The organism is Stenotrophomonas sp. STEN023 (assembly GCF_056760135.1).
The window spans coordinates 1-26,488 of sequence record NZ_JBRREF010000067.1; the positions used below are offsets into that span (position 1 = coordinate 1).

Consider the following 26,488-nt stretch of genomic DNA (forward strand, 5'->3'; position numbering starts at 1 on the left):
CCCCCCCCCCCCCCCGCCTCCGGGCCCCGCCCTTTTGGGGGGGCGCGGCCCCCGCGGCGGTGGGGCTCGTGCTTCTCCCTGCCGCCCCCCCCCCGGGGGGGGCCCCCCACTACAACACCCCGGTCAAATGAGATTCATTCCCATTTATGGGAAATCGGCTAGAATAGACCGGTCTCCAATCTACGAATCACGGCATGTCTTCCGCTTTTGGCGCCGAAACGGTGCTTGAAGTCCGTCATTGGACGGACGCCTACTTCAGCTTCTCCACCACCCGCGACAGCGGCTTCCGTTTCGAGAATGGCCAGTTCGTGATGATCGGGCTGGAAAACGAAAACGAAGGCGCCCGCCCGGTATTGCGTGCCTATTCCATCGCCAGTGCCAACTGGGAAGAGCAGCTGCACTTCTTCAGCATCAAGGTGCAGGAAGGTGCGCTGACCTCACGCCTGCAGCACCTCAAGCCCGGCGACAAGGTGCTGGTTGGCAAGAAGCCCACCGGCACCCTGCTGATCAGCGATCTGCATCCCGGCAAGAACCTCTACCTGCTGGGCACCGGCACCGGCTTGGCGCCTTGGTTGAGCGTGGTCAAGGACCCGGAAACCTACGAGCGCTTCGACAAGGTGATCGTCTGCCACGGCGTGCGCTACGAGAAGGATCTCGCCTACCGCGAGTACTTCGAGCAGGAACTGCCGAACGACGAGATCCTTGGCGACATCGTCCGTGACAAACTGCTGTACTACCCGGCGGTCACCCGCGAGCCCTTCCCCAACCAGGGCCGCCTGACCTCGCTGATGGAAAGCGGGCAGATGCAGGAGGCACTTGGCCTGCCGCAGCTGGATCCGGCCAACGACCGCTTCATGATCTGTGGCAGCCCGCAGATGCTGGCCGACCTGCGCACGGTGCTGGATGCACGCGGGTTTGAGGTCTCCACCCGCATCGGCACCGCCGGCCACTACGTGTTCGAGCGCGCTTTCGTAGAGAAATAAGAAGATATGTGGGAGTGGCGCAAGCCGCGAAGCTGGTGATGCCGCCGAGTTGGGCGGTCCTGCGAGCTTCGCGGCCTACGCCGCTCCCACACGGCAATGCCTACAGCGCCGCCTTGATATCCGCTTCCAACGCCTCCGGGCGCGCAGTTGGCGCGTAACGGGCTATCACCTGGCCGTTGCGGCCGATCAGGAACTTGCTGAAGTTCCACTTGATTGCGGCAATGCCCAGCGCACCGCGTTTCTGCCGCTGCAGCCACTGCCATAGCGGATCAGCGTCGGCGCCATTGACCTTGAGCTTGGCCGACAACGGGAAGCTCACCCCGTAATTGATACTGCAGAAGTCCTGGATGGCGGCGGCATCGCCTGGCTCCTGATGGCCGAACTGGTCGCAGGGGCAGCCCAGCACCATCAGCCCCTGCGGGCCCAACTCCTGCCACAGCTGCTCCAGCCCTTCGTACTGCGGGGTGAAGCCGCACTTGGACGCGGTATTGACGATCAGCAGCACCTTGCCATCAAAGGCAGCCAGCGGCAGCGGGCGGCCGTCCAGTGCGGTCAGCTCGAAATCAAAGGCATTGGGCATGGCGCGACTCCAGACAGGGCAACCAGCGTACGCCATCACGGCGCCAACGGCATGCAAGATGTGGCCTTTCAGCGCAACCCTGCCATTCGACACACCCGTGCGGGCGCGCCTGCAGGTACTCTGAAAGATCAGTCTTTTTACCGGAGTTTCCGCCTTGAACACCCGTCTCGCCCTCGCCCTTGCCGCGACCCTGGGTCTTGCCCTGCCGGCTTATAGCCAGGCCGCAACCACTGCGACCACCCAATCTGCCCAGCAGGCCAATCCGTTCTTCGCCGAAAGCCCGCTGCCGCTGCACTACCCGCAATTCGACAAGATCAAGGACGCCGACTTCGCGCCTGCTTTCGACGCGGGCATGGCACAGCAGCTGCAGGAAGTGGAAGCGATCGCCAACAACCCGGCCGCCCCCACCTTTGAAAACACCTTGGTCGCGCTGGAAAACAGCGGCGCCGTGCTGGACCGCGCCACCACCGTGTTCTTCGCGCTGATCGGCGCGGACACCAACGACGCACGCAAGAAGCTGCAGGCCGACTATTCGGCCAAATTCGCCGCACACAGCGATGCCATCAACCTCAATGGCAAGCTGTTCTCGCGTATCGAGACCCTGTACAACAACCGCGCCAAGCTGGGCCTGGATGCGGAAAGCCTGCGTCTGGTCGAGAAGTACCACGACAATTTCGTCCGCTCCGGCGCCAAGCTGTCCGACGCCGACAAGGCCAAGCTCAAGGAGATGAACGCCGAGCTGGCCAACCTGGGCACCAAGTTCAGCCAGAACGTGCTGGCCGAGGTCAACGCCTCCTTCATCGTGGTCGATGACGCCAAGCAGCTGGACGGCCTGTCGGCCGAGCAGATCGCTGCCGCTGCCGAAGCCGCCAAGGCCCGCAAGCTGGATGGCAAGTACGTCATCGCCCTGCTCAACACCACCGGCCAGCCGCCGCTGACCAACCTGGCCAACCGCGAGCTGCGCCAGAAGATCTACGAAGCCTCGGTCTCGCGTGGTAGCAAGGGCGGTGAGTACGACAACACCGCACTGGTCTCGCGCATCATGACCCTGCGCGCCGAGAAGGCCGCACTGATGGGCTTCCCGAACTTCGCCAGCTACTCGCTGGGCAACCAGACCGCCAAGACCCCGGAAGCCGTCAACGCGATGCTCGGCCAGCTGGCCCCGGCCGCCGTCACCAACGCCAAGCGCGAAGCTGCCGACCTGCAGGCAATGATCGACAGCGAGCAGAAGGCCGCCGGCAAGCCGACGTTCGAGCTGCAGCCGTGGGACTGGGCCTTCTACAGCGAGAAGGTGCGCCAGGCCAAGTACAACTTCGACGAATCCCAGCTCAAGCCCTACTTCGAGCTGAAGAACGTGCTGGAGAACGGCGTGTTCTTCGCCGCCGGCAAGGAATTCGGCCTGAGCTTCAAGCAGCGCACCGACCTGCCGGTCTACCACGACGACGTCACCGTCTATGACGTGTTCGACGCCGATGGCAGCCAGCTGGCGATCTTCATCTTCGATCCGTATGCACGCGAGTCCAAGCGTGGCGGTGCATGGATGAATGCCTATGTGTCGCAGTCGGGCCTGACCGGCGACAAGCCGGTGGTCGCCAACCACCTCAACATTCCCAAGCCGCCGGCCGGCAAGCCGACCCTGCTGACCTGGGACGAAGTGACCACCACCTTCCACGAATTCGGCCATGCACTGCACGGCATGTTCTCGGACGTGAAGTACCCCTACTTCGCTGGCACCGCGGTGCCGCGTGACTTCGTCGAGTTCCCCTCGCAGGTCAACGAGATGTGGTCCGACGAGCCGACCATCCTGGCCAACTACGCCAAGCACTACCAGAACGGCTCGGCGATGCCGCAGGCGCTGCTGGACAAGGTGATTGCCGCGTCCAAGTTCAACCAGGGCTTTGCCACCACCGAGTACCTGGGCGCCGCGATGCTGGACCAGAACTGGCACCAGATCGGTGTTGGCCAGATTCCGGCACCGAAGGACGTGATGAAGTTCGAGCATGAAGCGCTGGTCAAGGACGGCATCTATTACGCGCCGGTCCCGCCGCGTTACAAGACCCCGTACTTCAGCCACATCATGGGCGGCTACTCGGCAGGCTACTACGCCTACATCTGGTCGGAAGTGCTGGATGCCAACACCCAGAAATGGTTCCGTGAGAATGGTGGCCTGTCGCGCGCCAACGGCGACCACTTCCGCAAGACCCTGCTGTCCAAGGGCGGCAGCGTCGACGCAATGGAGCTGTTCCGCAACTTCGCCGGCCATGAGCCGCAGATCGAGCCGTTGCTGGAGAAGCGTGGTTTGACCACCGGTGCTGCTGCCAAGTAAGCAGCCACTGGTTTTGGTGGAATGAGAACGCCCGGCTTTGCCGGGCGTTTTCTTTTGCTGCGTGCGGCAGATCAAAAGCCCCCCTCATCCGCCCTCCGGGCACCTTCTCCCGCAGGCGGGAGAAGGGAGTGATCAGGCGCCGCGGGGTCTGATGCATTGCTTGAGCTCACGCATTGCGCGGCAAGCCATCAGCTCAAGCAGCGCCTGCATTCCCTTCTCCCGCCTGCGGGAGAAGGTGCCCGGAGGGCGGATGAGGGGGCTCTGTGCTTCTGGCTCTGTGCTTCTGGCTCTGTGCTTCTGGCTCTGTGCTTCTGGCTTTGTGCTTCTGGCTTTGTGCTTCTGGCTTTGTGCTTCTGGCTTCGGACTTCGGACTTCGGACTTCGTTCAACCAGCATCCGGTCAGCAAAAAATCCGACCCAGCCTTACCGCCCCCGCTCCACAATCACCGTAGCGGTCATGCCATTGGCCAGCACAACACCCTTCGCAAACGAGCCCGCATCCAGCTTGATCCGTACCGGAATCCGCTGCGCCAAGCGCACCCAGTTGTAGGTCGGATTCACATTCGCCAGCAGGTCACTACCGGTCGGACTGTCCGCATCGGTGATGCCATGCGAAATACTCTCGATATGCCCGTGCAGCTCCTGCCCGCTCATCAGCTGCACGCGCGTGCCATCACCAACATGCAGCTGCGCCAACTTGGTCTCTTCGAAATAACCGTAGACCCAGAACGAATTGGTATCGATCACCGCCAGCTTGGCCGCACCCGCTGTAGCGTAATCACCCTGCCGCACTTCGAGGTTGGTCACATAGCCATCCACCGGTGCACGCACCTGGGTACGCTCCAGATTCAACTCTGCAGTATCCAATGCGGCCTGCGCCTGCTCCACCGCAGCCATGGCCTGCTGCTGCGAAGCACTGGCTTGCTGGCGGCTGGCCTGCGCCTGCGCCACACCTGCGCGCGCTGCCTGCGCGGCACTCAACGCATCGCTACGTGCTTCTTCGGAGATCAAACTGCCGGTGATGCGCTGGCGACGTTCGTACTGCTGCTCGTAGCGGCTGGCATTCGCACTCTGCTGCGCGGCACCGGCTGCTGCCACCTGGATGCTGGCACCCGCTGCGCGCGCCGATGCCTGCGCGGCGGCCAGGTTGCCGCGCGCCTGATTCAAGGCGTTCTGGTAGCGCGCCGGGTCGATCTGATAAAGCACGTCACCGCGCTTCACCAACTGGTTGTCGCGCACTGCTACCGCGCTGACCGGACCGGAAACATCCGGCGCAACGCGTACAACTTCCGCACGCAGACGACCTTCACGCGTCCAAGGCGAGTACATGTAGTGGCGCCACATCGCCATCGCGATCAAGGCGGCTATCACCACCACCGCGGCGGTGATGGAAAAACGAAGAATGGATTGGACTCTGGGGGTCATGGGGAGTTCTCAGAACAGCAGCAGGCCGAAGCCACCAAACAGACAGATGAAGATCGCAGTGCGGAACAAGGCCGGGTGCCAGACGTTGCGGTACCAACCACGACGGCCAGCCAGCGTGTCCAGCGCCCATAGCACGATGCAGACCAGCACGAACAACAGCAGCAGGCCGGGAAACAGGGTTCCGGCGAATGCGATTTCAATGGGCATGGCGAGGTGCCTCCGGATTTGAATCAGTGGGGGCGATGTAGGCGGCCATGACCGAGCTGTCGTCCACCATGGCCAATCGCACCAGCCGCAGGTGCAGCAACACCCGTGCCGCGACACCACCATCAGCGGCCTGTGCACGCGCCTGCGCGATGGCCACGGTCAGCACAGTGTCGGCGCGCTGCCATGCCGTGGCATCTGGCAGGGCGAAGAAATCGGCCAAGGCCCGCACCACTGAATCCACGCACTGGTGCAACTGTGTCGATGCCGGTTCGCGCGCCACGTCCTGGCGCAGGTGGATCAGTGCGCGGCCGGTTTCGTTGACCGCCAAGGCCCAGGCGAGCTGCTGGCGGGACTCTTCGCTGCCCGCCGCCGTATGGGCGACGATCTGGTGCAGCAGGTCGCTGTTGATGCTTTCGAAACGGTGCTGGAGCCCACGCAACGGCGCCTGTGCGGCCAAGCCGACCTGTGCGCGCAGGCCAGCCATCTGCCGCCGCCGCAACCATGCCGTGCCCACCAGCGGTGGCATCAGCGCAAAGCTCAACACCGCTGCTCCCATCGCCATCATCTGCGAGGTACCTTCGTTGAAGAAGCGCACCGGGTCGAAGGCGTGCACGCCGGTAATGGCCAGAATGTTGACCAGCCCCATCGTGTAACCCAGACCGAATACCGCCAGCTTGGGCCGGCTGACCATATAGGGACCGACCATGAAAAACGGCAGCAAGCCGGCAACCAACAAGGTGAAGCCCTCCATCCGGGTCAACACCATGTAGTCACAAATGTAAGCGGCAAGCACGCCAACCAGATAGCCCCAGGCCACCTTGCTGGTGATCTGCGCGGCGTTTGCCATGGTGGCGAACAGGCCGGAAAAGATCGTCGCCAGCAGCATCACATTGACCGCCATCGCCCAGCCGCTGGCGGCCCACAATGCACCCAGCAACAACATGGTGATCGCGGTGCGGGCGAACGCCACCGCGGCTCCGAGATAGTCATTGCCGCGGATGAAGTGGGCACGTGCGTCCTCCTCGGTCGGCGCGACCTGCAGGGTCAGCTGCCGACGTGCATGCACGTAATGTTCAAGCTCCTTGACGAAGCGCCGCAACAATTGCGTCCCCACATCGAAGTCTTCGATCTGGACGACGCCGCTCAGGGCAGCGCGCAGCTCGCCCGAGCGCGCGGTCAGGCCTTTGCGTACCGCGTGGATCTGCCCTGCCAATTGCGCCGGCGATTGCTCACTGGCTTGCAGGGCGGCCCCCAATGGCAGGTACAAGGCCTGCAGCGCCTGGCCCGCGGCCGGGTCTGGCTGGCGCAGTAAACGGTTGATCAGATGGTGCAAGGACTGGAACGTGGTCGATGCTGCCATGAAGCGCTGGTTGAAGCGCTGCAGGTGCGCGCTGCGTGCACGCGCTTCGGCGTCCTCGAAGATCACCGAACTCCGCAGGTCTTCCAATGCCACCGCGTCCCGCACCACCCGCAGATGCGCCTGCTCCATGCGTTCACGCGGCACTTCGCCAAGCAGCGCGCCGCGCATGAAACCCAGGAAGTTCTCGTACTGGTTGTTCACCGCCATGCGCAAGGTGTCGCGCAGGCGCACCGGGAACAAGGTGTCGCTGATCACCGCGGTCACCAGCAGGCCCAACAGCACCTCGCTGATGCGCGCCACCGCAGAATCGAAGACCTGCCCCGGGTGGGTGGAGATCACCGGCAAGGCGATGATGGCTGCGGTATAGCCGGCCAGCACGAAGGCATAGGATTTGAAGTTGCGATGCAAGGTGGCCCCGGCAGTGCAGCCGGCGATCCATAGCGCCATCAGCAGCAGGAACGGCTCACGCTGTTGCGGAAACAGGCCCACGATCAACAGCGCACCGGCCGCACCGACAAAGGTGCCAAGCACCCGGTAAAAAGCCTTGGCCAGCACCATGCCGCTTTGCCGGTGCATGACGATGACCGTCGTCATCATCGCCGTGCCCGGCTGCGGCAGCTGCAGGCGCATCGCCAGCCAACCGGTCAGGAAGAACGCCACGGTCGTGCGCAGCACGAACAGCCAGGTATCGGCCTCGCCCTTGAGGAAGCCGCGCATGCCTGTGTGCCAGGGCGTCGCCGGCGCGCTCACTGATGATGGGATGGCAGACATGGCGTGCTCAGATGGCCTCGATGCCGTCCAGCATCTTTTTCAGCAGCCGTTCGAGCTGGTGCTGTTCATCCTCTTCCAGGCCCTGCACCTGCAGGATCAGCAACTCGGCCATCTTCGGCAACAGACGCTGGATGCAGGCCAGGCCTTTGTCGGTCAGGTGCAGCCCAAGCTTGCGCCGGTCATTGGTGTCCGGAATCCGCTCCAGCAGGCCCTTGTTGCACAGCTGGTCGGTGAGTCGGGTGATGTTGGCCGATTTCTCGGTGGCGGCCTCGGCCAGTTCCGACGGCGTCAGCGGGTGGTCCGGCGTGCCGTACAGCATCATCAGGATGTTGTATTCGGCGTGGCTGAGGTCGAAATCACGCAACACGGCATTGGCGCGGTCGTGGACGGTCTTGTAGATGCCCTTGACCAGACGCACCAGCACCGCCGGCTCGCGCGGGAAGCCCGGCCAGCGGGCGCAGGTGGCATCAATCCGGGTTTCGGTCGCGTCGAAGCTGCTCATGGGCTATCCGGCTCATCGAGGAATGAGGCGGATAATACACATATGTAATATAAACTTCTAAAACAGTTTTGTGGTTACAGCGTTCCATGTTCAGCGGGGCGCCAGATAACCTTCACGAACCCCACGCGGCGACAGCAGCAGCTGCCAGAGCTGCGAGTGACGGGTGCGGAAAGTCGCCATCGAGGCAGCCAGGTAGAAGCGCCACATGCGCCGGAAGCGTTCGTCGTAGCGGGCATCCAACTGTTCCCAAGACGCCTCCACGTTGTCGCGCCAGGCTTGCAGGGTGCGGTCGTAGTCAGTGCCAAAGTTATGCCAGTCCTCCAGCACGAACAGCCCTTCCATTGCCTGGGTGATCTGCGCAGCCGATGGCAGCATGGAATTGGGGAAAATGTACCTGGCAATCCACGGGTCGGTGCGGTCGCGGCTGACGTTGGTGCCAATGCTGTGCAACAGGAACAGGCCCTGCTCGCCCAGGCAGCGCCGGGCAACCTCGAAGTAGCTGCGGTAGTTCTTGACCCCGACGTGCTCGAACATGCCCACCGAGAAGATGGCATCGAAGTGCTCGTCCAACTCGCGGTAGTCCTGCAGGCGTATCTCTACCGGCAACCCGGCACACAACTCGCGGGCAAACTCCGCCTGCTCGTGCGAGATGGTCACCCCAACACCGCGCACGCCATAACGTTCTGCGGCGAACTTCAGTGCCTCACCCCAGCCGCAGCCTATGTCCAGCACGCGCATGCCCGGCTGCAGGCCGAGCTTGCGACAGATCAGTTCGAGCTTGGCTTCCTGCGCGTCGTCCAGATTGCCGGCATTGCGCCAGTAACCGCAGCTGTAGACCAGCCGCTTGCCGAGCATGGCCCGGTACAGATCGTTGCCGAGGTCGTAATGACGCTTGCCGACCTCAAAGCTGCCCTGCCCGCTTTGCAGGTTGAACAGCTTGGCCTTGAGCGCATCCCAGACCTCGCCGCTGCCATGCACGCGCTCGTCCAGCCGCGCATCAAGCAGATGCGTGAGCAGGCCATCCAGCGAATGCGCCTGCCACCAGCCTTCCATATAGCTCTCGCCCAACCCGAGCGAGCCGTCGGCCAGCACCCGCGCATAAAAGCGCGGGTCGAGGATGTCCAGGTCCTGCGGCCGCTCACCGCCCGGGGTGATATCGGCCTCCTGCAGCAGTGCTTCCACACGTCGTTGCAGCCCCGCATCCATCACTGACCTCCTGTGTATCAGGGGTGCGCGAACAACCCCTGGTAAGCCGCCGCCACATGCGGCAACAGCACCGCCGCCGGCACATCCACCGTCTGCGTGCCATCCGAATACGGCCCCACCTGATAGGGCGGGAACACGAAGCGCAGCGCCGAAATCTTGCCCGCCGCATCCAGCACCGGCTGGAACTGGCCGAAGTTGGTGGCGTCGGCGGTGGTGCCTTCGTCGATCATCTTGGACAGGTTGCGGACCTGGGCCTGCTGTTCTTCCGGCGACATGTCTTCGCCCTGCGCACGCACCGTGGCCTGCTCCAACAGCTTGTCCTCGGTGAAATCACTGATTGCCTGCCAGCCCTTGGCCGAGGTGATCAGGTCTTCTGCCTTGAGCAACTGCTGCTGCTCGGGCAACCAGACAAAACGGGCTACCAGCGGCTGACCATGGGCGCCACCGGTATAGCTGCTGCCATCGGCGGAAACGGCGACTACCGCTGGCGACTCCACCAGCATGTCGAAGGCGAGAGACAGCTCGTACGGCGCGGTGGGCTTGTCGTTGCCCAGCTCGGACACCGACTTGAGCAGCTCAGCCTTGGCGTGGCTGGCATAGTCACTCAACGCATTGGCCAGGCCCGGGTATTTGGCGGCTGCCGGTGGGTAACTGATACCAATGACGTAGCTTGGGGTGTTTTCAATCACATCGCGTAGATCAGCTGCCGCAGGCGCGACCGCAACCGGCGCCTGCACCGGTTCCGCCGCCGGTGCGCCGGGCGCACCTTGCTGATCCTGCTTGCAACCAGCCAATGCCAACAGCAATACCGCTGCGGCAGACGATCCCCGTACCAACCTGTTCATGCCCTGTCATCCCTTGAAGGTTTGTGCGGCCGCCCGGTCGGGCTTGGCCATGCAGCGGAATTATCCCAGCAGGTCTGCATATTCGCCATGGCGCTGCATGAAAGTGGCGGCATACGCACAGGCCGGCACCACTTTCCAGCCTGCGGTCCGGGCGTGATCCAGCGCGAACCGGGTCAACTGGGCGGCGATGCCGCGGCCACCAATGGCCTCAGGCACCCCCGTATGGGAGATGACCATCACCTCGCCACGCAACTCGTAGTCCAGCAACGCACGCTGGCCATCGACCACGGTCTGGAACCGATGCGCTGCGGCGTCATGTTCAATGGTCGGAACTGGCGGTTGATTCAAGCTCATGACTGCTCCTGCGGAAGGCCTTGGATTGGGTCGAATGGGCGTGGCGGCGTGCCCGAGCAGACACAAACGCCGTATTACGTCACTTTCCGACATCAGACCCACCAACACTACCCCAATCAAACCATGGACTACGCCTCAAAAGCTGGCACGGGTTTTGCTGTGTCTATCAGCACAACAGCCAACAGCCAAGGTGTCCCATGTTCGACAACGACCGCACCATGCAGATCCCGGCAGACGACCACGATGCCACCCTGCTCGAAGGCCTGTTCCAGCTGACCGTCGCTGGTGAAACCAACGGCTGGGAATTCAAGAAGATCGACAGCGAAGTCTATTCGCGCTTCCTCGATAGCTACGCCGCCTAAGCTCAGCCTCAACCCCTCACGCGGAGCGCGCGCAGGCAGCCAGCACCGTGAACAAGAATGGGGCCGTGACGACACACTGCGCCCGGCCCCGACGTTTGCGGGTCAGGCCCGCCCCCGCCCACTCCGCCGATCAGAAGCGGAAGGTGGGATTCATCAGACTCTGCAGGAAGTGCTGCAGCAGCTCCGGCTCCATGATCAGCATGAACATCACGCCGAACGCGGCACCGGCAAGGTGCGCACTGTGATTGACGTTGTCCCCGCCCTTTTTGTCCATCCAGATGCTGTAGCCGACGTAGAACGCGGCGTACACGATGGCCGGAGCCGGGATGAACATCACCAGGATCAACTTCCATGGCGCGATCAGGATGTAGGCAAACAGCACCGCCGACACCGCACCTGATGCGCCCAGGCTCAGGTAGTTCGGGTTCTTCTGGTTCTTCAGGTAGGTCGGCAGGATCGATACCACCAACGCCGACAGGTAGAACAACGGATAGACCCACCACTGCCCGGTTGTGCCGAGCATGATGACTTCAATCGAGCGCCCGAAGAAATACAGGGTGACCATGTTGAACAACAGGTGCCCGAAATCGGCGTGGATGAACCCATAGGTCACCAGCCGGTCGTACTGCTTGTGCTTGTCGATCGCCGGCGGCCACAGGATCAGCCGGTCAGCCAGCTTGCGGTTGTTGAACGCCATCCACGACACCAGCGCGGTGATGGCGATCAGGATCAGGGTTATCGGTCCTTGCATGTTCAAACCGCCCGGTAGTTGTCGACCATCTTGTAACGGCGCGCGTAGATGCCGAATGCCAGTGCCGCAATGAAGGCAAAGCCAGCAAAGAAGAACATCAGGAACGCCGTCTCGCTCAAGCCGGTGCTGGCAATACGATCAGTCACCGCATGGTTGCGCACCGCCGCATTGGACAGCAGCACCCACAGGTTACCGATGGTGGTGGTCAGGTTCCAGAAGCTCATCACCACACCCTTCATGGATGCAGGTGCCTGGCTGTAGGCGAACTCCAGACCGGTGGCCGAGACCAGCACTTCACCGAAGGTCAGCAGCGCATACGGCAGCACCTGCCAGAAGATCGACATGGCATCGCCACCGTCCATCACCACCTGGATGCCACCCACCACGATCCAGGCCAGGCCGCTGAAGGCGATACCGGCGGTCATCCGCCGCAGCGCGGTCGGCTCGAAGCCGAAGCGACGCAGGGCCGGGTACAGCACCAGATTGTTGAACGGGATCAGGATCATCACCAGCAGCGGGTTGAGCGCCTGCATCTGCGAGGCGGTGAACCAGCTGGGCATGCTCATCTGCTGGCCCTGCAGCACCCAGGTCGAGGCTTTCTGGTCGAACAGCGAGAAGAACGGCGTGGTCAGGGCGAAGATCACCAGCACCTTCATTACCGAACGTACGCCTTCAACAGCCGCCTCCGGGTGCACGCCGCGGGCGCGGTCCAGCTGCAGCATGGTGCCGCCGCCAATACCGGCCAGCACCGAGACCAGCGCCAGACACAGGCAGATCACGATGCCCAGACTGGGAACCAACGCGAACGAAGCCAGCGCCAGCACCACACCCAACACCGCCACCACCAGGCCCATACGGCCCTGGCCCGGGGCTTGTGCCAACAGCGCGGTACGCACCACATTGGCGAAGGAATGCGGGTCCTTGGGCGGCAGCGGCACCAGCACGTAGCGCTTGCGTCCCAGCCAGAACACGAAGGTCGCAACGAACATCAGGATGCCGGGAATACCGAACGCCCACTGTGGGCCGAGGTTCTTCAGCGCCAGCGGAATCAGCAGCGAGGCGAACAGCGAGCCGAAATTGATGATCCAGTAGAAGGCGTCAAACACGATCTTGGCCAGGTGCTTGTTGCCCTGGTCGAACTGGTCACCCATGAACGAAGCCACCAGCGGCTTGATACCGCCGGCGCCGAGCGCGATCAGGCCCAAGCCCAGGAAGAAGCCCTGGCGGTTACCCTCGAACAAGGCCAGGCACAGATGGCCGACGCAGTAGATCAGGCTGAACCAGAGAATGGTGTGGTACTTGCCGAAGAAGCGGTCGGCCAGCCAGCCACCGAGCAGCGGGAAGAAATACACGCCGATCATGAAGCTGTGCATGATGTCCTTGGCTTCGCCGGCACGGCCTTCGGCGGTGATCTCCTGCAACAGCAGCGAGGTGATCAGGAACTGCACCAGGATGTTGCGCATTCCGTAGAAACTGAAACGTTCGCACGCCTCATTACCGATGATGTAGCCGATCTGGCGCGGCATTTTTGCCTTGGGGTTCGGGGCTGCTGCCACGTCGTTGGTCGTCATCTGCGGGCGATCCGTGAATACAAAGGTTGCAAGCGTAACGCATCACGCTGCCCGCCAGACTGGATCCAACAGGTAAAACACCTACCGCCCATACAAGCAAAACCCTATTACAGCCGCCTGCACGCCCCTTCTACGCGGAAAGCATTAGGATGACAGTCCCTCATCTTGAGGCGTTGCAATGCTGCGCTGGGGCTGTTTCGGACTGCTTGTCCTGTCATTTGGCGTCATGGCTGAGCCGGTCATACCGGTCATCAAGATCGCCAACCTGCGCCTGCCCGACAGCGGCGAAATCTGGACCGGCCAGCGCGACCGGATCGCCGCGCTGATGGAAGACCTGCGACCGGACGTGATCGTCGTGCAGGACGTGCGCCAGCTGGCCAACACCCCCAACCCCGCCTGCTGGCTGGGCAGCCGCCTCAAGTACAGCTGCGACTTCATCAGTGCCGATCGCCCCAGCCAGCCGGTGCGCCGCGGCAATGCGGTGTTGACCCGCCTGCAAGCCCAGCAGGACGGCATCACCCTGCTGCACGGCGATGACGCCCCGACCGCCGCCGGCATGCAGCGCCTGCAGCTGCAACAGACCCAACTGAACATCTATGCCGCCAGCATGTGCCCCAGCGACAACAGCCCGGTCTCGCGTGGCCACCAGGCGGCGGATCTGCGCTCGTGGATGGATGCCACCGCCGAGGGCCTGCCATCACTGATCATCGGCAACTTTGCCGCGCCTACCGAGGAACTGGTGCGACAGCTGCCCGGGTATCAGCCGGCGCGCAGGAATCCGTCCAACCGCCGCGGCGATGCCCGCCTCGCAGCCGACGCGCAGCACGGGCTCGACGTGCTGTACCAGGTCCGCAGTTTCGCCGACATCACCCAGCAGGCGATCCAGCTACCGGCCAGCGACGCACAGCCGGCGCCCGAGCCGCTGGGCATGATGGCAACGCTGCGTATCACCCGGGTCCCCGCGCCCGATGACGCCGAGCAACCCTGAGGCGGCAGTTGCCTTTGTTTGTTTGTGGGCGCGGGGGCAGCCGCGAAGCGGGCGTTGCTGCAGGCCCTGGCATCCAGCCAATCTGATGAAGGCACTGGCTTCGCGGCTTACGCCGCTCCCCCAAAAAAAAAGCCAGCCAACGCGCGATCAGACCAACCGCCAATGGGCCGGCTTTGTTTGTAGGAGCGGCGTCAGCCGCGAAGCTGAGGTTGTTGCAGCTGCGGGCATACATGCACTCCGATGATGTGCGTGCTTCGCGGCTGACGCCGCTCCTACACGAGGCTGCCAGCCTGCGTTTGCCATGTGCCCGCGAAGCTGGCATTGCAGCAACTGCGGCCAACCCTGCAGTCTGATGACCCACCAGCTTCGCGGCTTACGCCGCTCCCACAACATGGAGTTTGCGGCGCCAGAACGACAAAGGCCGGGCGATGCCCGGCCTTTGCTGGGGCAGCCGTCCCTACCGGGACCGCCGCTTCATGTCACCGCTATCAGGCAATCGCTTCCTGGTAACGACGCTCGACTTCGTTCCAGTCGACCACGTTGAAGAACGCGCCGATGTATTCCGGACGACGGTTCTGGTACTTCAGGTAGTAGGCATGTTCCCACACGTCCAGCGCCAGGATCGGGGTGTTGCCGTCCATCAGCGGGCTGTCCTGGTTGGCCGAGGACTCGACGACAACCTTCTTGTCCGGGGTCACGCTCAACCACGCCCAGCCGCTGCCGAAACGAGTCAGCGCGGCCTTGGTGAAGGCTTCCTTGAATTTCTCGAAACCGCCCAGCTGCGATTCGATCGCCTTGCCGACGTCACCGACCGGCTGGCCGCCGCCGTTGGGCGACATCACGGTCCAGAACAGCGAGTGGTTGGCATGGCCGCCACCGTTGTTGCGCACCGGGCCCTGCAGGTTTTCCGGCAGCGACTTGGTCTTTTTCACCAGCTCATCAACCGGCAGGTCGGCGTACTCGGTGCCTTCCAGCGCGGCATTGACGTTGTTGATGTAGGTCTGGTGGTGCTTGCTGTGGTGGATCTCCATCGTGGCCGCATCGATATGCGGTTCCAGGGCGTCGTAGGCGTAAGGCAGCTTGGGCAGGGTGTAAGCCATGAGGGATCTCCTTTGGATAGCCGGTTTCTGTGTCTGGCCGAAAAACCAGACGGTGCGCTGTCAATGGTAGGGACGATGCAGCAACTTACCAAGGGTGTTGTAGAGGAAACTTTGTCCCGCGCTTGGACGATGGACAGCACAGACGCGATCTGAGCGACCATTGTTACTGCCGCGTGAAACATGCGTACTGAACCATCTGTTCAACAAAGACGCTGTCATGGCGTGATAATCATCGCCCGTTCCGGAATTTTCCTACTGCCCATGCGTAAGCCCATGCTCCTTGTAGTCGCCATCGTCCTGCTCATCGGCGGGCTATGGGGCATGCGCGTGCTGCAACAACCTGCACCTCCGCAGTTTGCGCCATCGCTTTCGCAGGACCTGCCTGCAACGGTCGGGACCAGCCGCGCTGACGAACGCAGCAAGGACCCGCTCCCGGCTTTCCTGCCGGCAGAAGCGCGCGAAACCATTGCCCTGATCCAGCGCGGCGGGCCCTACCCGCACCGCCAGGACGGCAGCACCTTCGGTAACCGCGAGCGCCAGCTGCCGCAGCGCCCGCGCGGCTATTACCGCGAATACACCGTGGACACACCCGGGCTGAGCCACCGTGGTGCCAAGCGCATCGTCACCGGCGGCGACCCGCCGGATGCCTGGTATTACACCGATGACCATTACGAGAGCTTCCGCAGCTTCGAAGTCCCCGCCAGGAGTACGCCATGAGTGACAGCGGTTTCGATATGGGCCTGGAAGACGTCAGCCAGGCCGGCGTTTACGGCGTGGGCGATGGCGACCTCGGCGGTCTGGCAGCGGTGGCACGCGATGCCGGGCTGCGCGTGTGCCGCATCGACCTGGAAGGCTGCGCCGACAAGCGCACCTTGCTGATGCGTCTTGGCACCCAGCTCGACTTCCCGGCCGGCTGGAGCCGTAACTGGGATGCGCTGTCCGATGGTTTGCGCGACCTGTCCTGGCTGCCGGCAAACGGTTATGCATTGCTGTTCAGCGATGCAAACGACCTGCGTCAGGGCAGCCCGGCTGACTTCGATACCTTGTTGGACGTGCTGTCCGAAGCCTCTGCCAGCTGGGCCGAGGACAAGGTGGCGTTCTGGGCCTTCCTGGAACTGCCAGGTGGCGGCGAGGAAGCCGCTGACGACGAGAAAGAGTGACCCTCAGCGGGCGGCCTGCAGCCAGCGCGCCAGGCTGTTCAGCTGCTGCGCCTGGACCTTGTCCACCACTGGCGCCAGGGCGCTGAGATCATCGGGGCTGTAACCGCCTGCGCGGTAGCGCCAGCTTACCCGGGTTGAAGTACCTTCTGCCTGCAGGGTCCATTCGGCGACCCCATGCAGGCCCATGCCCTGCATCGGCCCAAGCCCGCCAGTCATGCGCAGGGTTTTCTCCGGATCTACGAACACGACCTGCAGGTGTTGCGCCTGCTGTGCGCCTGCGCGTTCGCAGAAGCAGCCACCGGCACGGGCATCGATGGAGAGCGTTGCAGCCTTGCCCCACCAGCTGTGGTCTTTTGGCCACCAATGATCGATGTCGGCTGTCATCGCCTGCCAAACGCGCGCTGGCGTGGCTGCGATCAGGACACTGTTTTCGACAGAGAAGCCACTGGGTGTAGCGTCTTTGACTTCGCCGTGCGCTGGCAAGGCGAAGGCGGTTGCGAGCAGTAGGAGCGTACTGAGTCTGCGGTGCATGGCTGCTGCTCGTGTTGAATGGCACGAGAATGCGCGGAGCGTGGTTGGCCCGCAAGCGCTGGGCTCATAGCCAAGAGCCCTCCCTCCCCAGCCCAGCCCTCCCCTACGCCTACGGCGCAAGGGAGGGAGCGTAGTGCCGAGCCATGCTCGGCAGGGGCGTTCCCAGCAACCCATCAGCGTCGCGGCACCAAGCCGAACAATCCGTAGATCAACCCGCTCAAAGCACCCCTCCCCAGCCCTCCCCTACGCCTTCGGCGCAAGGGAGGGAGCGAAAAGTTCAGCCCTTCTTTCTACCGAGCAGCTGAGCCCTCCCTTTCGCGCAGCGAAGGGGAGGGTTGGGAGGGGTGCTTTTGATTCCTGCCAAATGCGCGGCGGCAAACCTACAGCGAAAACCCCGCCTCCCCAGCCCTCCCCTACGCCTGCGGCGCAAGGCAGGGAGCAGAGCATCAGCCCAAGTGCGCCGAAACCGGCCCCTTCAACTCGATGGTGTTGCCATCCGGGTCTTTGAAATACAACGACAGCCCGTCCCCTTCAGCACCGAAGTTCACCTCGGCCGGCGCCAACGGCGTTGCGCCATGCTCGGACAGATACGCAACCATGCCCGCCTCATCGAAAGGCTCCACGCGCAGGCACAGATGATCAACATTGCGCGCTTCCAACCCCGGACCGGCACCGCCGCGCGCACCCAAGCTGCCATCCAGACTGATCAGATCGATCATCGACGCGCCAGCACGCAGATGCACCAGGCCAAGGTGGTCGCGTCGTAGCGCCACCTCGCAGCCCAGAACGGTTGAATAAAACGCGATGCTGCGCTCCAGGTCGCGGACCCGGAACACCACATGATCGATACTTGCAACGTCGAACGGCCGTTTCATCATCACCTCGCAGCATCCATGGATACCATCCTGCCGCCCTCGACGAGGACGGCAGGTGAAGCAAAGTGCGAACCGTCAGCGCCTGCTTAGGCGTCCAGTTCCTGCCACCGTGCATAGGCGGCATCCAGCTCGGCCTGCACCTTGCTCAGCTGCTGCGTGTGCGCAGTGACTTCGGCACTCGTACGCGTATAGAACGACGGGTCGTTCATCGCCGCAGTCAGGCCTTCCACGTCCAGCTCCAGCTGTTCGATCTTGGCCGGCAGCTGCTCCAGCTCGCGCGCGTCCTTGAAGCTCAGCTTGCGCTTGGGTGCGGCATCGGCAACCGGAGCGGCAACCGGAGCCGCAGGCGCTGCGGTCGCCGAAGCCTTGGCCACCGCCATTGCAGTCTGGGTCGGTGCCGGACGCTGGCGCAGCGAGTCGGTATAGCCGCCGATGTAATCGCCGACTTTGCCTTCACCTTCCAACACCAGCGTGGAGGTCACCACGTTGTCGAGGAAGTCACGGTCGTGGCTGACCAGCAGCAAGGTGCCGGTGTAGTCGCCGAGCAGCTCTTCCAGCAGCTCCAGGGTCTCCACATCGAGATCGTTGGTTGGTTCATCCATTACCAGCAGGTTGGACGGCTGCGCGAACAGCTTGGCCAGCAGCAGGCGGTTGCGCTCACCACCGGACAGGCGGGTGATCGGCGCGCGCGCGCGTTCCGGGGTGAACAGGAAGTCCTGCAGATAGGCATGCACGTGTTTGCGCTTGCCATTGATATCGATGAAATCCGCACCTTCGGCCACGTTCTCGATCGCACTCCAGTCTTCGCGCAGGGTGGCGCGGTACTGGTCGAAGTAGGCAATCTGCAGGTTGGTGCCCTGGCGCACTTCGCCACTGTCCGGTTGCAGTTCGCCCAGCAGCAGTTTCAACAAAGTGGTCTTGCCACTGCCGTTGGGGCCGATCAGGCCGATGCGGTCGCCACGCAGGATGACGGTTTCGAAATCCTTGATCATCACCCGCTCGCCAAAGGCGAAGTTGATGTTCTTGATGTCGATGACCTTCTTGCCGGAGTTCTCCGCACCGGAGGCTTCCAGCTTGACGTTGCCGCTCAGCTCACGGCGCTGCACACGCTCGTTGCGCATGGCCTTGAGCCGGCGAACGCGGCCTTCGTCGCGGGTGCGGCGGGCCTTGATGCCCTGCCGGATCCAGACTTCTTCCTGTGCCAGCAGCTTGTCGAAGCGGGCGTTTTCCTGCGCCTGCGCATTGAGGCGTTCTTCGCGGCGGCGCTCGTAGTTTTCCCAGTCGCCCGGCCAGCTGGTCACCTGGCCGCGATCGATTTCGACGATGCGAGTCGCGAGCGCACGCAGGAAGCGGCGGTCATGGGTGACGAACACCACGCAGCCGTTCCAGCCCTTGAGGAAGGTTTCCAGCCAATCGATGGCTTCGATATCCAGATGGTTGGTCGGCTCGTCGAGCAGCAGCACGTCCGGGCCGGCAACCAGCGCACGCGCCAGCAGCACGCGGCGCTTCATGCCGCCGGACAGACGGCCGAATTCGGCATCGCCATCCAGGTCGAGCTTGGTCAGGGTTTCTTCGACACGCTGATCCAGACCCCAGCCATCGGCGGCATCGATCTTGGCCTGCACATTGCCCATTGCCTCGCCATCGAAGACTTCGGCGTGGCTAAGGCGGTGGAACTCGGCCAACCAGTGGCCAAGCTCGCCAAGGCCATCGGCGACCACGTCGAACACGCTGCCGGCAGCACCATGCGGCACTTCCTGCTCGAGCCGGGTGACGCGCACGCCCTGCTGCACGCGCACCTCGCCGTCATCGGGCTTGAGCTCGCCAGCCATCAGCTTCATGAGAGTGGATTTGCCGGCGCCGTTGCGGCCGATCAGGGCGATACGCTCGCCAGTCTCGATCGACAGTTCGGCTTTTTCCAGCAACAACGGGCCGCCGACGCTGTAGTCGACGTTCTGCAAGGTAATCAAAGGCATGGGCGTATTGTACGGGCTCTGGCGGCCGACCGCGCTCAATCGTCGCTAAACACGTCTGCCGGCAGGCCGAGCAGCTGGCGCAGGCTGGTCGGAATCCGCTTGCCGGGATGCCGCACCGCCCATAGCTGACGCTGCAATGGCGGCATGGGCGTCGCCAACACCTGCAGCTTGCCCAACGTCACCAGGTCAGCCACCGCATGCCGCGACAGGCAGGCCAGCCCCAGCCCGGCGACCGCGCCCTGCTTGATCGCTTCGGTGCCGCCCAACTGCAGCACCTCGGCAAACCCATGCAGATGCGGCAACAAGGCCTGTTCGGCAGCCTCGCGAGTACCTGAACCGGGTTCGCGCAGCAGCCAGCGCGCCTGCCGCAGCATCGTCAGGTCCACTCCACTTTTGAGCTGCACGGCGAGCGGGTGACGTTCGCCAAACACCACCACCAGCTCGTCCTGCTGCCAGTGCGCTACTTCCAGCCCGGGCTCGTGGCTGGGCCCTTCAATCAAGCCGACATCCACCTCCAGCCGTTGCACGGCGGTGGTGACCTCGCGGGTATTGCCGATCACCAGTTCGACATGCGCGTGTGGATTGGAGGCCTGCAGGTCGGCGATCCGCGCCGGCATCAGGTAGTTGCCGATGGTGGTGCTGGCGCCGACCTGCCAGCGCACAGCCGCACCGGTCTGGCTGTCGGCACGGAACCGACGCTCGATATCGGTCATACCCGCCAACAACGCCCGCGCCTGCGGCAGCAAGGCCCGGCCATGGCCGTTCAGCACCAATCTGCGGCCAATCCGGTCAAACAAGGCCAGCCCGAGCAGATTTTCCAGTTCTACCAGGGCCGCACTGACCGCCGATTGCGACAAGCCCAGTAACTCGCCCGCTGCCGTCGTGGTACCGGCTTCGGCAATCCCGGAGAAGATCTGCAGCTGGCGCAGAGAGAGATGCATAACCTATCTCGAAAATCGGTTAATTCAACCAATATTATCCGTTTTACAGGTAATAACCCTGGGTGCAGCATGGGCTATCTTCTAATAACCCAACGTTATGAACACCTCGACCCAAGGGCTGACCTCGATGCCCCTTTCCCGCCTCCCCGGCCTGTTGCTGACGGCAGCCGTCGCCGGCCTGTCGATCTGGCTGGGCACCTTGCCGTGGATGCAGGATCACGGCATCAGCGCACTGACCCTGGCCATCGTCATCGGCATCGTGCTGGGCAACACGGTCTATCGCAGTCTGGCGACCCGCGCCGACGCTGGCGTTGGTTTCTCCAAGGCCACCCTGCTGCGCGCCGGCATCATTCTTTATGGCCTGCGCCTGACCGTGCAGGACATCAGCCAGGTGGGCGTTGCCGGTGTCGCGATCGATGCGCTGGTGCTGTGTTCGACCTTCGGCCTGGCCTGGTGGCTGGGCACCAGATTGCTGGGCATGGACCGCAACTCGGCACTTTTGATCGGAGCCGGCAGTTCGATCTGTGGTGCCGCGGCGGTGATGGCGGCCGAGCCAGTGATCAAGGGCCGCGCGGAACAGGTTGCGGTCGCCGTGGCCACGGTGGTGGTGTTCGGCACCGTGGCGATGTTCCTGTACCCGTTGCTTTATCAGTGGGGCGTATCGGCGGGCTGGATGCCGTTGGATGAAACCGCGTTCGGCGTGTTTACCGGCTCTACCGTGCATGAGGTCGCCCAAGTGGTGGCTGCTGGCCGTGCGGTCAGCGAGCCTGCCGCCGATGCTGCGGTCATCACCAAGATGGTGCGGGTGATGATGCTGGCGCCGTTCCTGGTCGGCCTCTCTGCATTGCTGGCCCGCGGCCAGAGCAGCGGCAATGGCGAACGCTCGAGGATCACTATTCCGTGGTTTGCGTTCGGCTTCATCGCCATGGTCGGTTTCAACTCGCTGCAACTGCTGCCGGCTGAGCTGGTAAAGGTGCTGGTGGATCTGGACACCGTGTTGCTGGCGATGGCGATGGCGGCGCTGGGTTTGACCACGCATGCTTCGGCGCTGCGCCAGGCCGGTGCCAAGCCGATGTTGTTGGCTTTGTTGTTGTTCGTGTGGTTGTTGGCTGGCGGTATGTTGATCAATCTGGGCGTGCGGGCTGTGCTGGGCTGAGGCGCCATCGGGAAGGCCCCTGCCGAGCGTGGCTCGGCACTACATGCGCGGGAAGCGGATTTGCGGCGCTTTAGCCCCTCTCCCGTTTACGGGAGAGGGGTTGGGGTGAGGGCCGCTTTTCGCTGGCAAGGCCTCTGCCGAGCATGGCTCGGCACTACAGGGCCGCGACGGCTTTAGCCCCTCTCCCGCGTGCGGGAGAGGGGTTGGGGTGAGGGGCGCTTTTCGCTGGTAAAGCCCCAGCCGAGCATGGCTCGGCACTACATTTCAGAAACAAAAAGGCCTTCCCGGTTACAGGAAGGCCTTTGTTCTTCCGGCTGAGGCCAGGTCGCCCTGGATCAGGCTTCCGGGCGCATGTACGGGAACAGCAGCACGTCGCGGATCGAGGCACGGCCGGTCAGCAGCATCACCAGGCGGTCGATACCGATGCCCAGGCCGCCGGTCGGTGCCATGCCGTATTCCAGCGCACGGATGTAGTCGGCGTCGTAATGCATGGCTTCGTCATCGCCACCATCCTTCGCTTCAACCTGGGCCTGGAAACGTGCGGCCTGGTCTTCCGGATCGTTCAACTCGGAGAAGCCATTGGCCAGCTCCTTGCCATTGACGAACAGCTCGAAGCGATCGGTGTAACCGGCGTCGTTGTCGCTGGCGCGGGCCAGCGGCGAGACCTCGACCGGGTGATCGGTGATGAAAGTCGGCTGGATCAAGGTGTGCTCGACCGTGGCTTCGAAGATCTCCAGCAGCAGCTTGCCCCAGCCATAGCTCGGCTTGACGCGGATCTTCAGGCGCTCGCAATGACGCAGCAGCGCATCATGATCGGTGCAGTCGGCGGCAGAGATTTCCGGGTTGTGGTGACGCACCGCTTCGTCCATGCGCCAGCGACGGAACGCCGGGGCCAGGTCGATCTGCGCCCCATCCCACTCCACAACCGTGGTGCCGAGCACACTCTGCGCGACATCACGGATAACGCCTTCGGTCAGGTCCATCACTTCGTTGTACGTGGCGTAGGCCTCGTACAGCTCCATCATGGTGAATTCCGGGTTGTGGCGGGTGCTGACGCCTTCGTTGCGGAAGTTGCGGTTGATTTCGTAGACGCGCTCAAGGCCGCCAACCACCAGACGCTTCAGGTACAGCTCCGGCGCAACGCGCAGGTAGAGGTCCAGGTCCAGCGCATTGTGGTGGGTGGTGAACGGCTTGGCCGTGGCGCCACCGGGGATGTAATGCATCATCGGCGTTTCGACTTCGAGGAAGTCGCGGTTGTCCAGCCACGCGCGCATGGCGCGGATGATCTTGGAGCGCTTGATGAAGACGTCGCGCGATTCCGGGGTGACGATCAGGTCGACGTAACGCTGGCGGTAACGCTGCTCGACGTCGGCCAGGCCGTGCCACTTGTCCGGCAGCGGGCGCAGCGACTTGGTCAGCAGGCGGATGCTGGTCGCCTTGACCGACAGTTCGCCGGTCTTGGTGCGGGTCAGGCCGCCCTCGACGGCGATGATGTCGCCCACGTCCCAGCCCTTGAACGCAGCATAGATGTCGCCCAGCGCGGTAGCCTGCAGGAACAACTGGATACGGCCGCTCTCGTCCTGGATCTGGGCGAAGCTGGCCTTGCCCATGATGCGCTTGGCCATCAAGCGGCCAGCCATCTTCACCGTGCGGCCAGTGGCTTCCAGCGCTTCGCTGGTCCAGGTCTCGGCATCGGCGTACTCGGCCTGCAAGGTGCCGGCGAAGTCTTCGCGGCGGAAATCGTTCGGGTAGGCAATGCCCTGCCCGCGCAGCGCCGTGAGTTTCGCGCGGCGCTCGGCGATGAGGCTGTTCTCGTCGACGGGGAGCTGCTGCGTTTCAGGGGTCTGTTCGGTCATGGCTTTGATTTCAATTTGGGGGAGATAACCAAGGTGCGGCCACCGTCTGGTGAAACCGCACCGTACAACAAGGGAATGGCCCGCGCAGGGCCATTCCGGATCACGCGTCGCTGCGTTTGGCGCCGGCTTCCAGGCCCGACTTGAGGCTGGCCTCGATGAATTCATCCAGGTCGCCGTCCAGCACCTTCTGCGTATCGGTACGCTCAACGCCGGTGCGCAGGTCCTTGATACGGCTCTGGTCGAGCACGTAGTTGCGGATCTGGCTGCCCCAGCCGATGTCCGACTTGGTCGCTTCCAGCGCGTCACGCTCGGTATTGCGCTTCTGCACTTCCAGCTCATAGAGCTTGGCGGCCAGCATCTTCATCGCGGTGTCGCGGTTCTGGTGCTGGCTGCGGCCGGTCTGGCAGGCAACCACGGTGTTGGTCGGGATGTGGGTGATACGCACCGCCGACTCGGTCTTGTTGACGTGCTGGCCGCCGGCACCGGAAGAACGGTACACGTCGGTGCGCAGGTCAGCCGGGTTGATGTCGATTTCGATGTTGTCATCGACTTCCGGCGACACGAATACCGAGGTGAAGCTGGTGTGGCGGCGGTTGTCCGAGTCGAACGGCGACTTGCGCACAAGACGGTGCACGCCGATCTCGGTCTTCAGCCAGCCGTAGGCGAACTCGCCCTCGACGCGGAAGGTGGCCGACTTGATGCCGGCGACGTCGCCGCCGGACACTTCCATCAGCTCGGTCTTCCAGCCGCGCGCTTCGCACCAGCGCAGGTACATGCGCAGCATCATTTCCGCCCAGTCCTGGGCTTCGGTACCACCGGCACCGGCCTGGATGTCGACGAACGCGTTGCAGCTGTCCATTTCACCGGAGAACATGCGCTGGAACTCGAGCTTCTCGATGTGCGACTGGAACTTGTCCAGATCGGCCACCACCGCCAATGCGGTATCCTCGTCCTGCTCGCTCTCGGCGAGTTCAAGCAGTTCGGTGGCTTCGGACAGGCCGTCCAGTACATCGGCAATGCCGGTGACGGTCTTGTCCAGCAGCGAGCGTTCACGACCCAGGGTCTGGGCGTACTCGGGGTTGTTCCAGATGTCCGGGTTTTCGAGTTCGCGGGTTACTTCTTCGAGACGTTCTTTCTTGACGTCGTAGTCAAAGATACCCCCTGAGCGATAGCACGCGATCGGTGAGATCGGTGATTCGCTGGCGGATGGGATTCAGTTCGATCATGGTCGGTCTAGTAAGGCAGACAAGCCGACGATTCTAGCATCCAGGCGGCTCCTGAATTGGCCCTTTGGGGCGTGAAGACGTTCTCGCTGAATAGACACAACTTAACGTTAGAATCGCCTCCTGACCCGCGAAGACGGGAAAAGGAGACATTTCTGACCATGAAGGACCTAAGCTTGAACGCCAGACACGCTCGCCTCTTTGCAGCTATCACCTTGACCCTGGCCCTTGGCGCCTGCCAGAAGCTGGGCGGCATCGCCTCCAACGGCGGTGACAAGGCCCCGAACCTGACCGTCGGGGAGACGGTTTCCGGTGAAATCACCTCGTCCAGCACCCTGAACTACAACGACGGCAGCCGCCACCAGGGCTACAAGGTCACCATGAAGAACGGCGAAGCCGTCTCGCTGGAACTGGGCGGCTCGCTCAGCGGCCAGCTGGCGGTGTTCGACGGTCAGAACATGATTGCCAATGCGTCTTCCTCCGGCTCGGGCGAAGGTGACTCCAGCAGCTCGGTCAACCTGGCCTTCCGTGCCCCCAAGGACGGTACCTTCCTGGTCGCGGTCAACAGCGCCAGCGCCGACGCGTTTGGTCCGTTCAAGCTCAAGAGCGCCAAGGTCGTTCCGTATGACGGCAAACCGCTGGGCGCCGACAGCGAGATCACCGACTGGCTGATGGGCGACAAGCAGGAATACAAGCTCAAGGTCGACAAGGCCGGCCTGTACGCCGTCACCCTGGAATCCAGCGCGTTCGACTCCTACCTGCACCTGAACGGCCGCAACATCGAGTTGGAAGACGACGACAACGGCGGCAACCTCAATGCCCGCATCCGCACCTACCTGGAGCCGGGCGAATACACCATCGCCGCCTCCTCGGTGAACGGCCATACCGGCTCGTTCAAGCTCAATGTCAAGCTGACCCCGACCGAGAATGGCCTGGTCACCCGTGACGGCACCGCGCTGACCGTTGGCCAGACCGCTCAGTCAATGATGGACTCGCGCGGCCGCCGCACCTTCGTGCTGAACCTGGACGCGCCCAAGCAGATCCAGTTCGACGCCATCGCCGATGGTTTCGACTCGGTGCTGCACATCACCGGCCCGGGCGTGGACGAGGAGAACGACGACGGCGGCAACGGCACCAATGCCCGACTGACCCTGGACCTGCGCGCCGGCCGCTACATCGTTGCAGTCACCAGCCTGGGCAGCCAGCAAGGCGTGTTCGAGCTGGAAACCACCGATCTGGGTGGTGATGTCAGTGCACCCAGCAGCAACCGCAAGGATGCCGTCGAAGAAGCTGCCAGCGCCGCCGCTGACGCAGCCGCTGCTGTCATCAACTAAGCCACACCGCCTATCCCGCCAACCGGCGTGATGGGCCATCCCCCCCGCAGGCAGCCCCCCCAGGCCGCCAGGGCGGGGTTTTCCACCGGTTAGCCCCACCGGCGCG

Annotated in this window: 25 protein-coding genes; 8 read left to right on the forward strand and 17 right to left on the reverse strand. The window is 63.3% G+C overall.

The features are described from left to right. Window positions 1-194: 194 nt before the first annotated feature. Window positions 195-983 carry a ferredoxin--NADP reductase gene (locus ACVOLV_RS16500; protein ID WP_481555331.1) on the forward strand — a complete coding sequence of 263 codons (789 nt, stop codon included), beginning with the start codon at window positions 195-197 and terminating at the stop codon, window positions 981-983. A 100-nt stretch (window positions 984-1,083) separates the two neighbouring features. Here the strand turns inward: ACVOLV_RS16500 and ACVOLV_RS16505 are convergent, their stop codons facing one another. Beyond that, entirely contained in the window at window positions 1,084-1,563 is a 480-nt protein-coding gene (locus ACVOLV_RS16505) for a glutathione peroxidase (protein ID WP_481555332.1), read from the reverse strand. A gap of 154 nt (window positions 1,564-1,717) precedes the next feature. Between ACVOLV_RS16505 and ACVOLV_RS16510 the strand changes: the two genes are divergently transcribed. Continuing rightward, window positions 1,718-3,889, forward strand: coding sequence for a M3 family metallopeptidase (locus tag ACVOLV_RS16510; RefSeq protein WP_481555333.1), 2,172 nt, complete (start codon window positions 1,718-1,720; stop codon window positions 3,887-3,889). 422 nt (window positions 3,890-4,311) lie between these two features. Here the strand turns inward: ACVOLV_RS16510 and ACVOLV_RS16515 are convergent, their stop codons facing one another. From ACVOLV_RS16515 to ACVOLV_RS16545, 7 genes are all read right to left on the reverse strand, one after another. After that, window positions 4,312-5,313, reverse strand: coding sequence for an HlyD family secretion protein (locus ACVOLV_RS16515; protein ID WP_481555334.1), 1,002 nt, complete (start codon window positions 5,311-5,313; stop codon window positions 4,312-4,314). Window positions 5,314-5,322: 9 nt separating this feature from the next. Further along, complete coding sequence (locus tag ACVOLV_RS16520; RefSeq protein WP_481555335.1) at window positions 5,323-5,520, reverse strand: DUF1656 domain-containing protein; 198 nt, start codon at window positions 5,518-5,520, stop codon at window positions 5,323-5,325. Next, window positions 5,510-7,651: an FUSC family protein gene (locus tag ACVOLV_RS16525; RefSeq protein WP_481555336.1), complete on the reverse strand. Its 2,142-nt coding sequence runs from the start codon at window positions 7,649-7,651 to the stop codon at window positions 5,510-5,512. The genes ACVOLV_RS16520 and ACVOLV_RS16525 overlap by 11 nt, the downstream gene beginning before the upstream one ends. A 7-nt stretch (window positions 7,652-7,658) precedes the next feature. After that, a complete protein-coding gene (locus ACVOLV_RS16530; RefSeq protein ID WP_481555337.1) occupies window positions 7,659-8,153 on the reverse strand; it encodes a MarR family winged helix-turn-helix transcriptional regulator in 495 nt (164 codons plus the stop codon). A gap of 90 nt (window positions 8,154-8,243) precedes the next feature. Beyond that, on the reverse strand, window positions 8,244-9,362 hold the full coding sequence (gene cfa, locus ACVOLV_RS16535) for a cyclopropane fatty acyl phospholipid synthase (protein ID WP_481555338.1): 1,119 nt from the start codon (window positions 9,360-9,362) through the stop codon (window positions 8,244-8,246). Window positions 9,363-9,376: 14 nt separating this feature from the next. Beyond that, window positions 9,377-10,204: a DUF3298 and DUF4163 domain-containing protein gene (locus ACVOLV_RS16540; protein ID WP_481555339.1), complete on the reverse strand. Its 828-nt coding sequence runs from the start codon at window positions 10,202-10,204 to the stop codon at window positions 9,377-9,379. Between the two features lie 60 nt (window positions 10,205-10,264). Next, window positions 10,265-10,558: a GNAT family N-acetyltransferase gene (locus tag ACVOLV_RS16545; protein WP_481555340.1), complete on the reverse strand. Its 294-nt coding sequence runs from the start codon at window positions 10,556-10,558 to the stop codon at window positions 10,265-10,267. A 197-nt stretch (window positions 10,559-10,755) separates the two neighbouring features. Between ACVOLV_RS16545 and ACVOLV_RS16550 the strand changes: the two genes are divergently transcribed. After that, complete coding sequence (locus tag ACVOLV_RS16550; RefSeq protein ID WP_481555341.1) at window positions 10,756-10,920, forward strand: hypothetical protein; 165 nt, start codon at window positions 10,756-10,758, stop codon at window positions 10,918-10,920. A gap of 130 nt (window positions 10,921-11,050) precedes the next feature. Here the strand turns inward: ACVOLV_RS16550 and ACVOLV_RS16555 are convergent, their stop codons facing one another. Next, window positions 11,051-11,671 carry a rhomboid family intramembrane serine protease gene (locus ACVOLV_RS16555; protein ID WP_481555342.1) on the reverse strand — a complete coding sequence of 207 codons (621 nt, stop codon included), beginning with the start codon at window positions 11,669-11,671 and terminating at the stop codon, window positions 11,051-11,053. Window positions 11,672-11,673: 2 nt separating this feature from the next. After that, window positions 11,674-13,242, reverse strand: coding sequence for a POT-type proton-dependent oligopeptide transporter (locus ACVOLV_RS16560; RefSeq protein ID WP_481555343.1), 1,569 nt, complete (start codon window positions 13,240-13,242; stop codon window positions 11,674-11,676). 226 nt (window positions 13,243-13,468) lie between these two features. On the opposite strand from ACVOLV_RS16560, the gene ACVOLV_RS16565 reads away from it, so the two are divergent. After that, window positions 13,469-14,230, forward strand: a complete 762-nt coding sequence (locus ACVOLV_RS16565; RefSeq protein ID WP_481555344.1) for an endonuclease/exonuclease/phosphatase family protein — start codon at window positions 13,469-13,471, stop codon at window positions 14,228-14,230. A gap of 488 nt (window positions 14,231-14,718) precedes the next feature. On the opposite strand, the gene ACVOLV_RS16570 is transcribed toward ACVOLV_RS16565, so the two are convergent. Then, window positions 14,719-15,330 carry a superoxide dismutase gene (locus ACVOLV_RS16570; protein ID WP_282266004.1) on the reverse strand — a complete coding sequence of 204 codons (612 nt, stop codon included), beginning with the start codon at window positions 15,328-15,330 and terminating at the stop codon, window positions 14,719-14,721. A 261-nt stretch (window positions 15,331-15,591) separates the two neighbouring features. Between ACVOLV_RS16570 and ACVOLV_RS16575 the strand changes: the two genes are divergently transcribed. Continuing rightward, a complete protein-coding gene (locus ACVOLV_RS16575) occupies window positions 15,592-16,047 on the forward strand; it encodes a guanyl-specific ribonuclease (RefSeq protein ID WP_481555345.1) in 456 nt (151 codons plus the stop codon). Further along, complete coding sequence (locus ACVOLV_RS16580; RefSeq protein WP_481555346.1) at window positions 16,044-16,490, forward strand: barstar family protein; 447 nt, start codon at window positions 16,044-16,046, stop codon at window positions 16,488-16,490. The genes ACVOLV_RS16575 and ACVOLV_RS16580 overlap by 4 nt, the downstream gene beginning before the upstream one ends. A 3-nt stretch (window positions 16,491-16,493) precedes the next feature. Here ACVOLV_RS16580 and ACVOLV_RS16585 read toward each other — a convergent pair whose 3' ends face one another. From ACVOLV_RS16585 to ACVOLV_RS16600, 4 genes are all read right to left on the reverse strand, one after another. Beyond that, the gene (locus ACVOLV_RS16585) at window positions 16,494-17,021 is read right to left on the reverse strand and encodes an SRPBCC family protein (RefSeq protein ID WP_481555347.1); all 528 of its coding nucleotides are present in this window, start codon (window positions 17,019-17,021) and stop codon (window positions 16,494-16,496) included. 446 nt (window positions 17,022-17,467) lie between these two features. Beyond that, the gene (locus tag ACVOLV_RS16590) at window positions 17,468-17,896 is read right to left on the reverse strand and encodes a VOC family protein (RefSeq protein ID WP_481555348.1); all 429 of its coding nucleotides are present in this window, start codon (window positions 17,894-17,896) and stop codon (window positions 17,468-17,470) included. Between the two features lie 86 nt (window positions 17,897-17,982). Next, window positions 17,983-19,872, reverse strand: coding sequence for an ATP-binding cassette domain-containing protein (locus ACVOLV_RS16595; protein ID WP_481555349.1), 1,890 nt, complete (start codon window positions 19,870-19,872; stop codon window positions 17,983-17,985). Window positions 19,873-19,907: 35 nt separating this feature from the next. Then, a complete protein-coding gene (locus tag ACVOLV_RS16600; RefSeq protein WP_481555350.1) occupies window positions 19,908-20,813 on the reverse strand; it encodes a LysR family transcriptional regulator in 906 nt (301 codons plus the stop codon). Window positions 20,814-20,940: 127 nt separating this feature from the next. Here ACVOLV_RS16600 and ACVOLV_RS16605 point away from each other — a divergent pair, with 127 nt between their 5' ends. After that, window positions 20,941-21,969, forward strand: coding sequence for a YeiH family protein (locus tag ACVOLV_RS16605; protein WP_481555351.1), 1,029 nt, complete (start codon window positions 20,941-20,943; stop codon window positions 21,967-21,969). A gap of 335 nt (window positions 21,970-22,304) precedes the next feature. Here the strand turns inward: ACVOLV_RS16605 and lysS are convergent, their stop codons facing one another. Continuing rightward, window positions 22,305-23,825: a lysine--tRNA ligase gene (gene lysS, locus ACVOLV_RS16610; RefSeq protein ID WP_481555352.1), complete on the reverse strand. Its 1,521-nt coding sequence runs from the start codon at window positions 23,823-23,825 to the stop codon at window positions 22,305-22,307. Between the two features lie 100 nt (window positions 23,826-23,925). Further along, a protein-coding gene (gene prfB / locus ACVOLV_RS16615) for a peptide chain release factor 2 (RefSeq protein ID WP_481555353.1) occupies window positions 23,926-25,051 on the reverse strand; the annotation gives its coding sequence in 2 pieces (ribosomal slippage) (window positions 23,926-24,975 and window positions 24,977-25,051; 1,125 coding nt in all). 158 nt (window positions 25,052-25,209) lie between these two features. On the opposite strand from prfB, the gene ACVOLV_RS16620 reads away from it, so the two are divergent. Next, window positions 25,210-26,382 (forward strand): ABC transporter substrate-binding protein, encoded by a 1,173-nt coding sequence (locus tag ACVOLV_RS16620; RefSeq protein ID WP_481555354.1) that lies wholly within the window; start codon window positions 25,210-25,212, stop codon window positions 26,380-26,382. The last annotated feature ends 106 nt before the right edge of the window (window positions 26,383-26,488 follow it).

Bases quoted from the DNA above. Each gene is read 5' to 3' on its own strand.
- ACVOLV_RS16500 (WP_481555331.1), top strand. From the start codon at position 195: ATGTCTTCCGCTTTTGGCGCCGAAACGGTGCTTGAAGTCCGTCATTGG.
- ACVOLV_RS16505 (WP_481555332.1), bottom strand. From the start codon at position 1,563: ATGCCCAATGCCTTTGATTTCGAGCTGACCGCACTGGACGGCCGCCCG.
- ACVOLV_RS16515 (WP_481555334.1), bottom strand. From the start codon at position 5,313: ATGACCCCCAGAGTCCAATCCATTCTTCGTTTTTCCATCACCGCCGCG.
- ACVOLV_RS16520 (WP_481555335.1), bottom strand. From the start codon at position 5,520: ATGCCCATTGAAATCGCATTCGCCGGAACCCTGTTTCCCGGCCTGCTG.
- ACVOLV_RS16525 (WP_481555336.1), bottom strand. From the start codon at position 7,651: ATGTCTGCCATCCCATCATCAGTGAGCGCGCCGGCGACGCCCTGGCAC.
- ACVOLV_RS16530 (WP_481555337.1), bottom strand. From the start codon at position 8,153: ATGAGCAGCTTCGACGCGACCGAAACCCGGATTGATGCCACCTGCGCC.
- ACVOLV_RS16540 (WP_481555339.1), bottom strand. From the start codon at position 10,204: ATGAACAGGTTGGTACGGGGATCGTCTGCCGCAGCGGTATTGCTGTTG.
- ACVOLV_RS16545 (WP_481555340.1), bottom strand. From the start codon at position 10,558: ATGAGCTTGAATCAACCGCCAGTTCCGACCATTGAACATGACGCCGCA.
- ACVOLV_RS16550 (WP_481555341.1), top strand. From the start codon at position 10,756: ATGTTCGACAACGACCGCACCATGCAGATCCCGGCAGACGACCACGAT.
- ACVOLV_RS16555 (WP_481555342.1), bottom strand. From the start codon at position 11,671: ATGCAAGGACCGATAACCCTGATCCTGATCGCCATCACCGCGCTGGTG.
- ACVOLV_RS16560 (WP_481555343.1), bottom strand. From the start codon at position 13,242: ATGACGACCAACGACGTGGCAGCAGCCCCGAACCCCAAGGCAAAAATG.
- ACVOLV_RS16565 (WP_481555344.1), top strand. From the start codon at position 13,469: ATGGCTGAGCCGGTCATACCGGTCATCAAGATCGCCAACCTGCGCCTG.
- ACVOLV_RS16570 (WP_282266004.1), bottom strand. From the start codon at position 15,330: ATGGCTTACACCCTGCCCAAGCTGCCTTACGCCTACGACGCCCTGGAA.
- ACVOLV_RS16575 (WP_481555345.1), top strand. From the start codon at position 15,592: ATGCGTAAGCCCATGCTCCTTGTAGTCGCCATCGTCCTGCTCATCGGC.
- ACVOLV_RS16580 (WP_481555346.1), top strand. From the start codon at position 16,044: ATGAGTGACAGCGGTTTCGATATGGGCCTGGAAGACGTCAGCCAGGCC.
- ACVOLV_RS16585 (WP_481555347.1), bottom strand. From the start codon at position 17,021: ATGCACCGCAGACTCAGTACGCTCCTACTGCTCGCAACCGCCTTCGCC.
- ACVOLV_RS16590 (WP_481555348.1), bottom strand. From the start codon at position 17,896: ATGAAACGGCCGTTCGACGTTGCAAGTATCGATCATGTGGTGTTCCGG.
- ACVOLV_RS16595 (WP_481555349.1), bottom strand. From the start codon at position 19,872: ATGCCTTTGATTACCTTGCAGAACGTCGACTACAGCGTCGGCGGCCCG.
- ACVOLV_RS16600 (WP_481555350.1), bottom strand. From the start codon at position 20,813: ATGCATCTCTCTCTGCGCCAGCTGCAGATCTTCTCCGGGATTGCCGAA.
- ACVOLV_RS16605 (WP_481555351.1), top strand. From the start codon at position 20,941: ATGCCCCTTTCCCGCCTCCCCGGCCTGTTGCTGACGGCAGCCGTCGCC.
- lysS (WP_481555352.1), bottom strand. From the start codon at position 23,825: ATGACCGAACAGACCCCTGAAACGCAGCAGCTCCCCGTCGACGAGAAC.
- ACVOLV_RS16620 (WP_481555354.1), top strand. From the start codon at position 25,210: ATGAAGGACCTAAGCTTGAACGCCAGACACGCTCGCCTCTTTGCAGCT.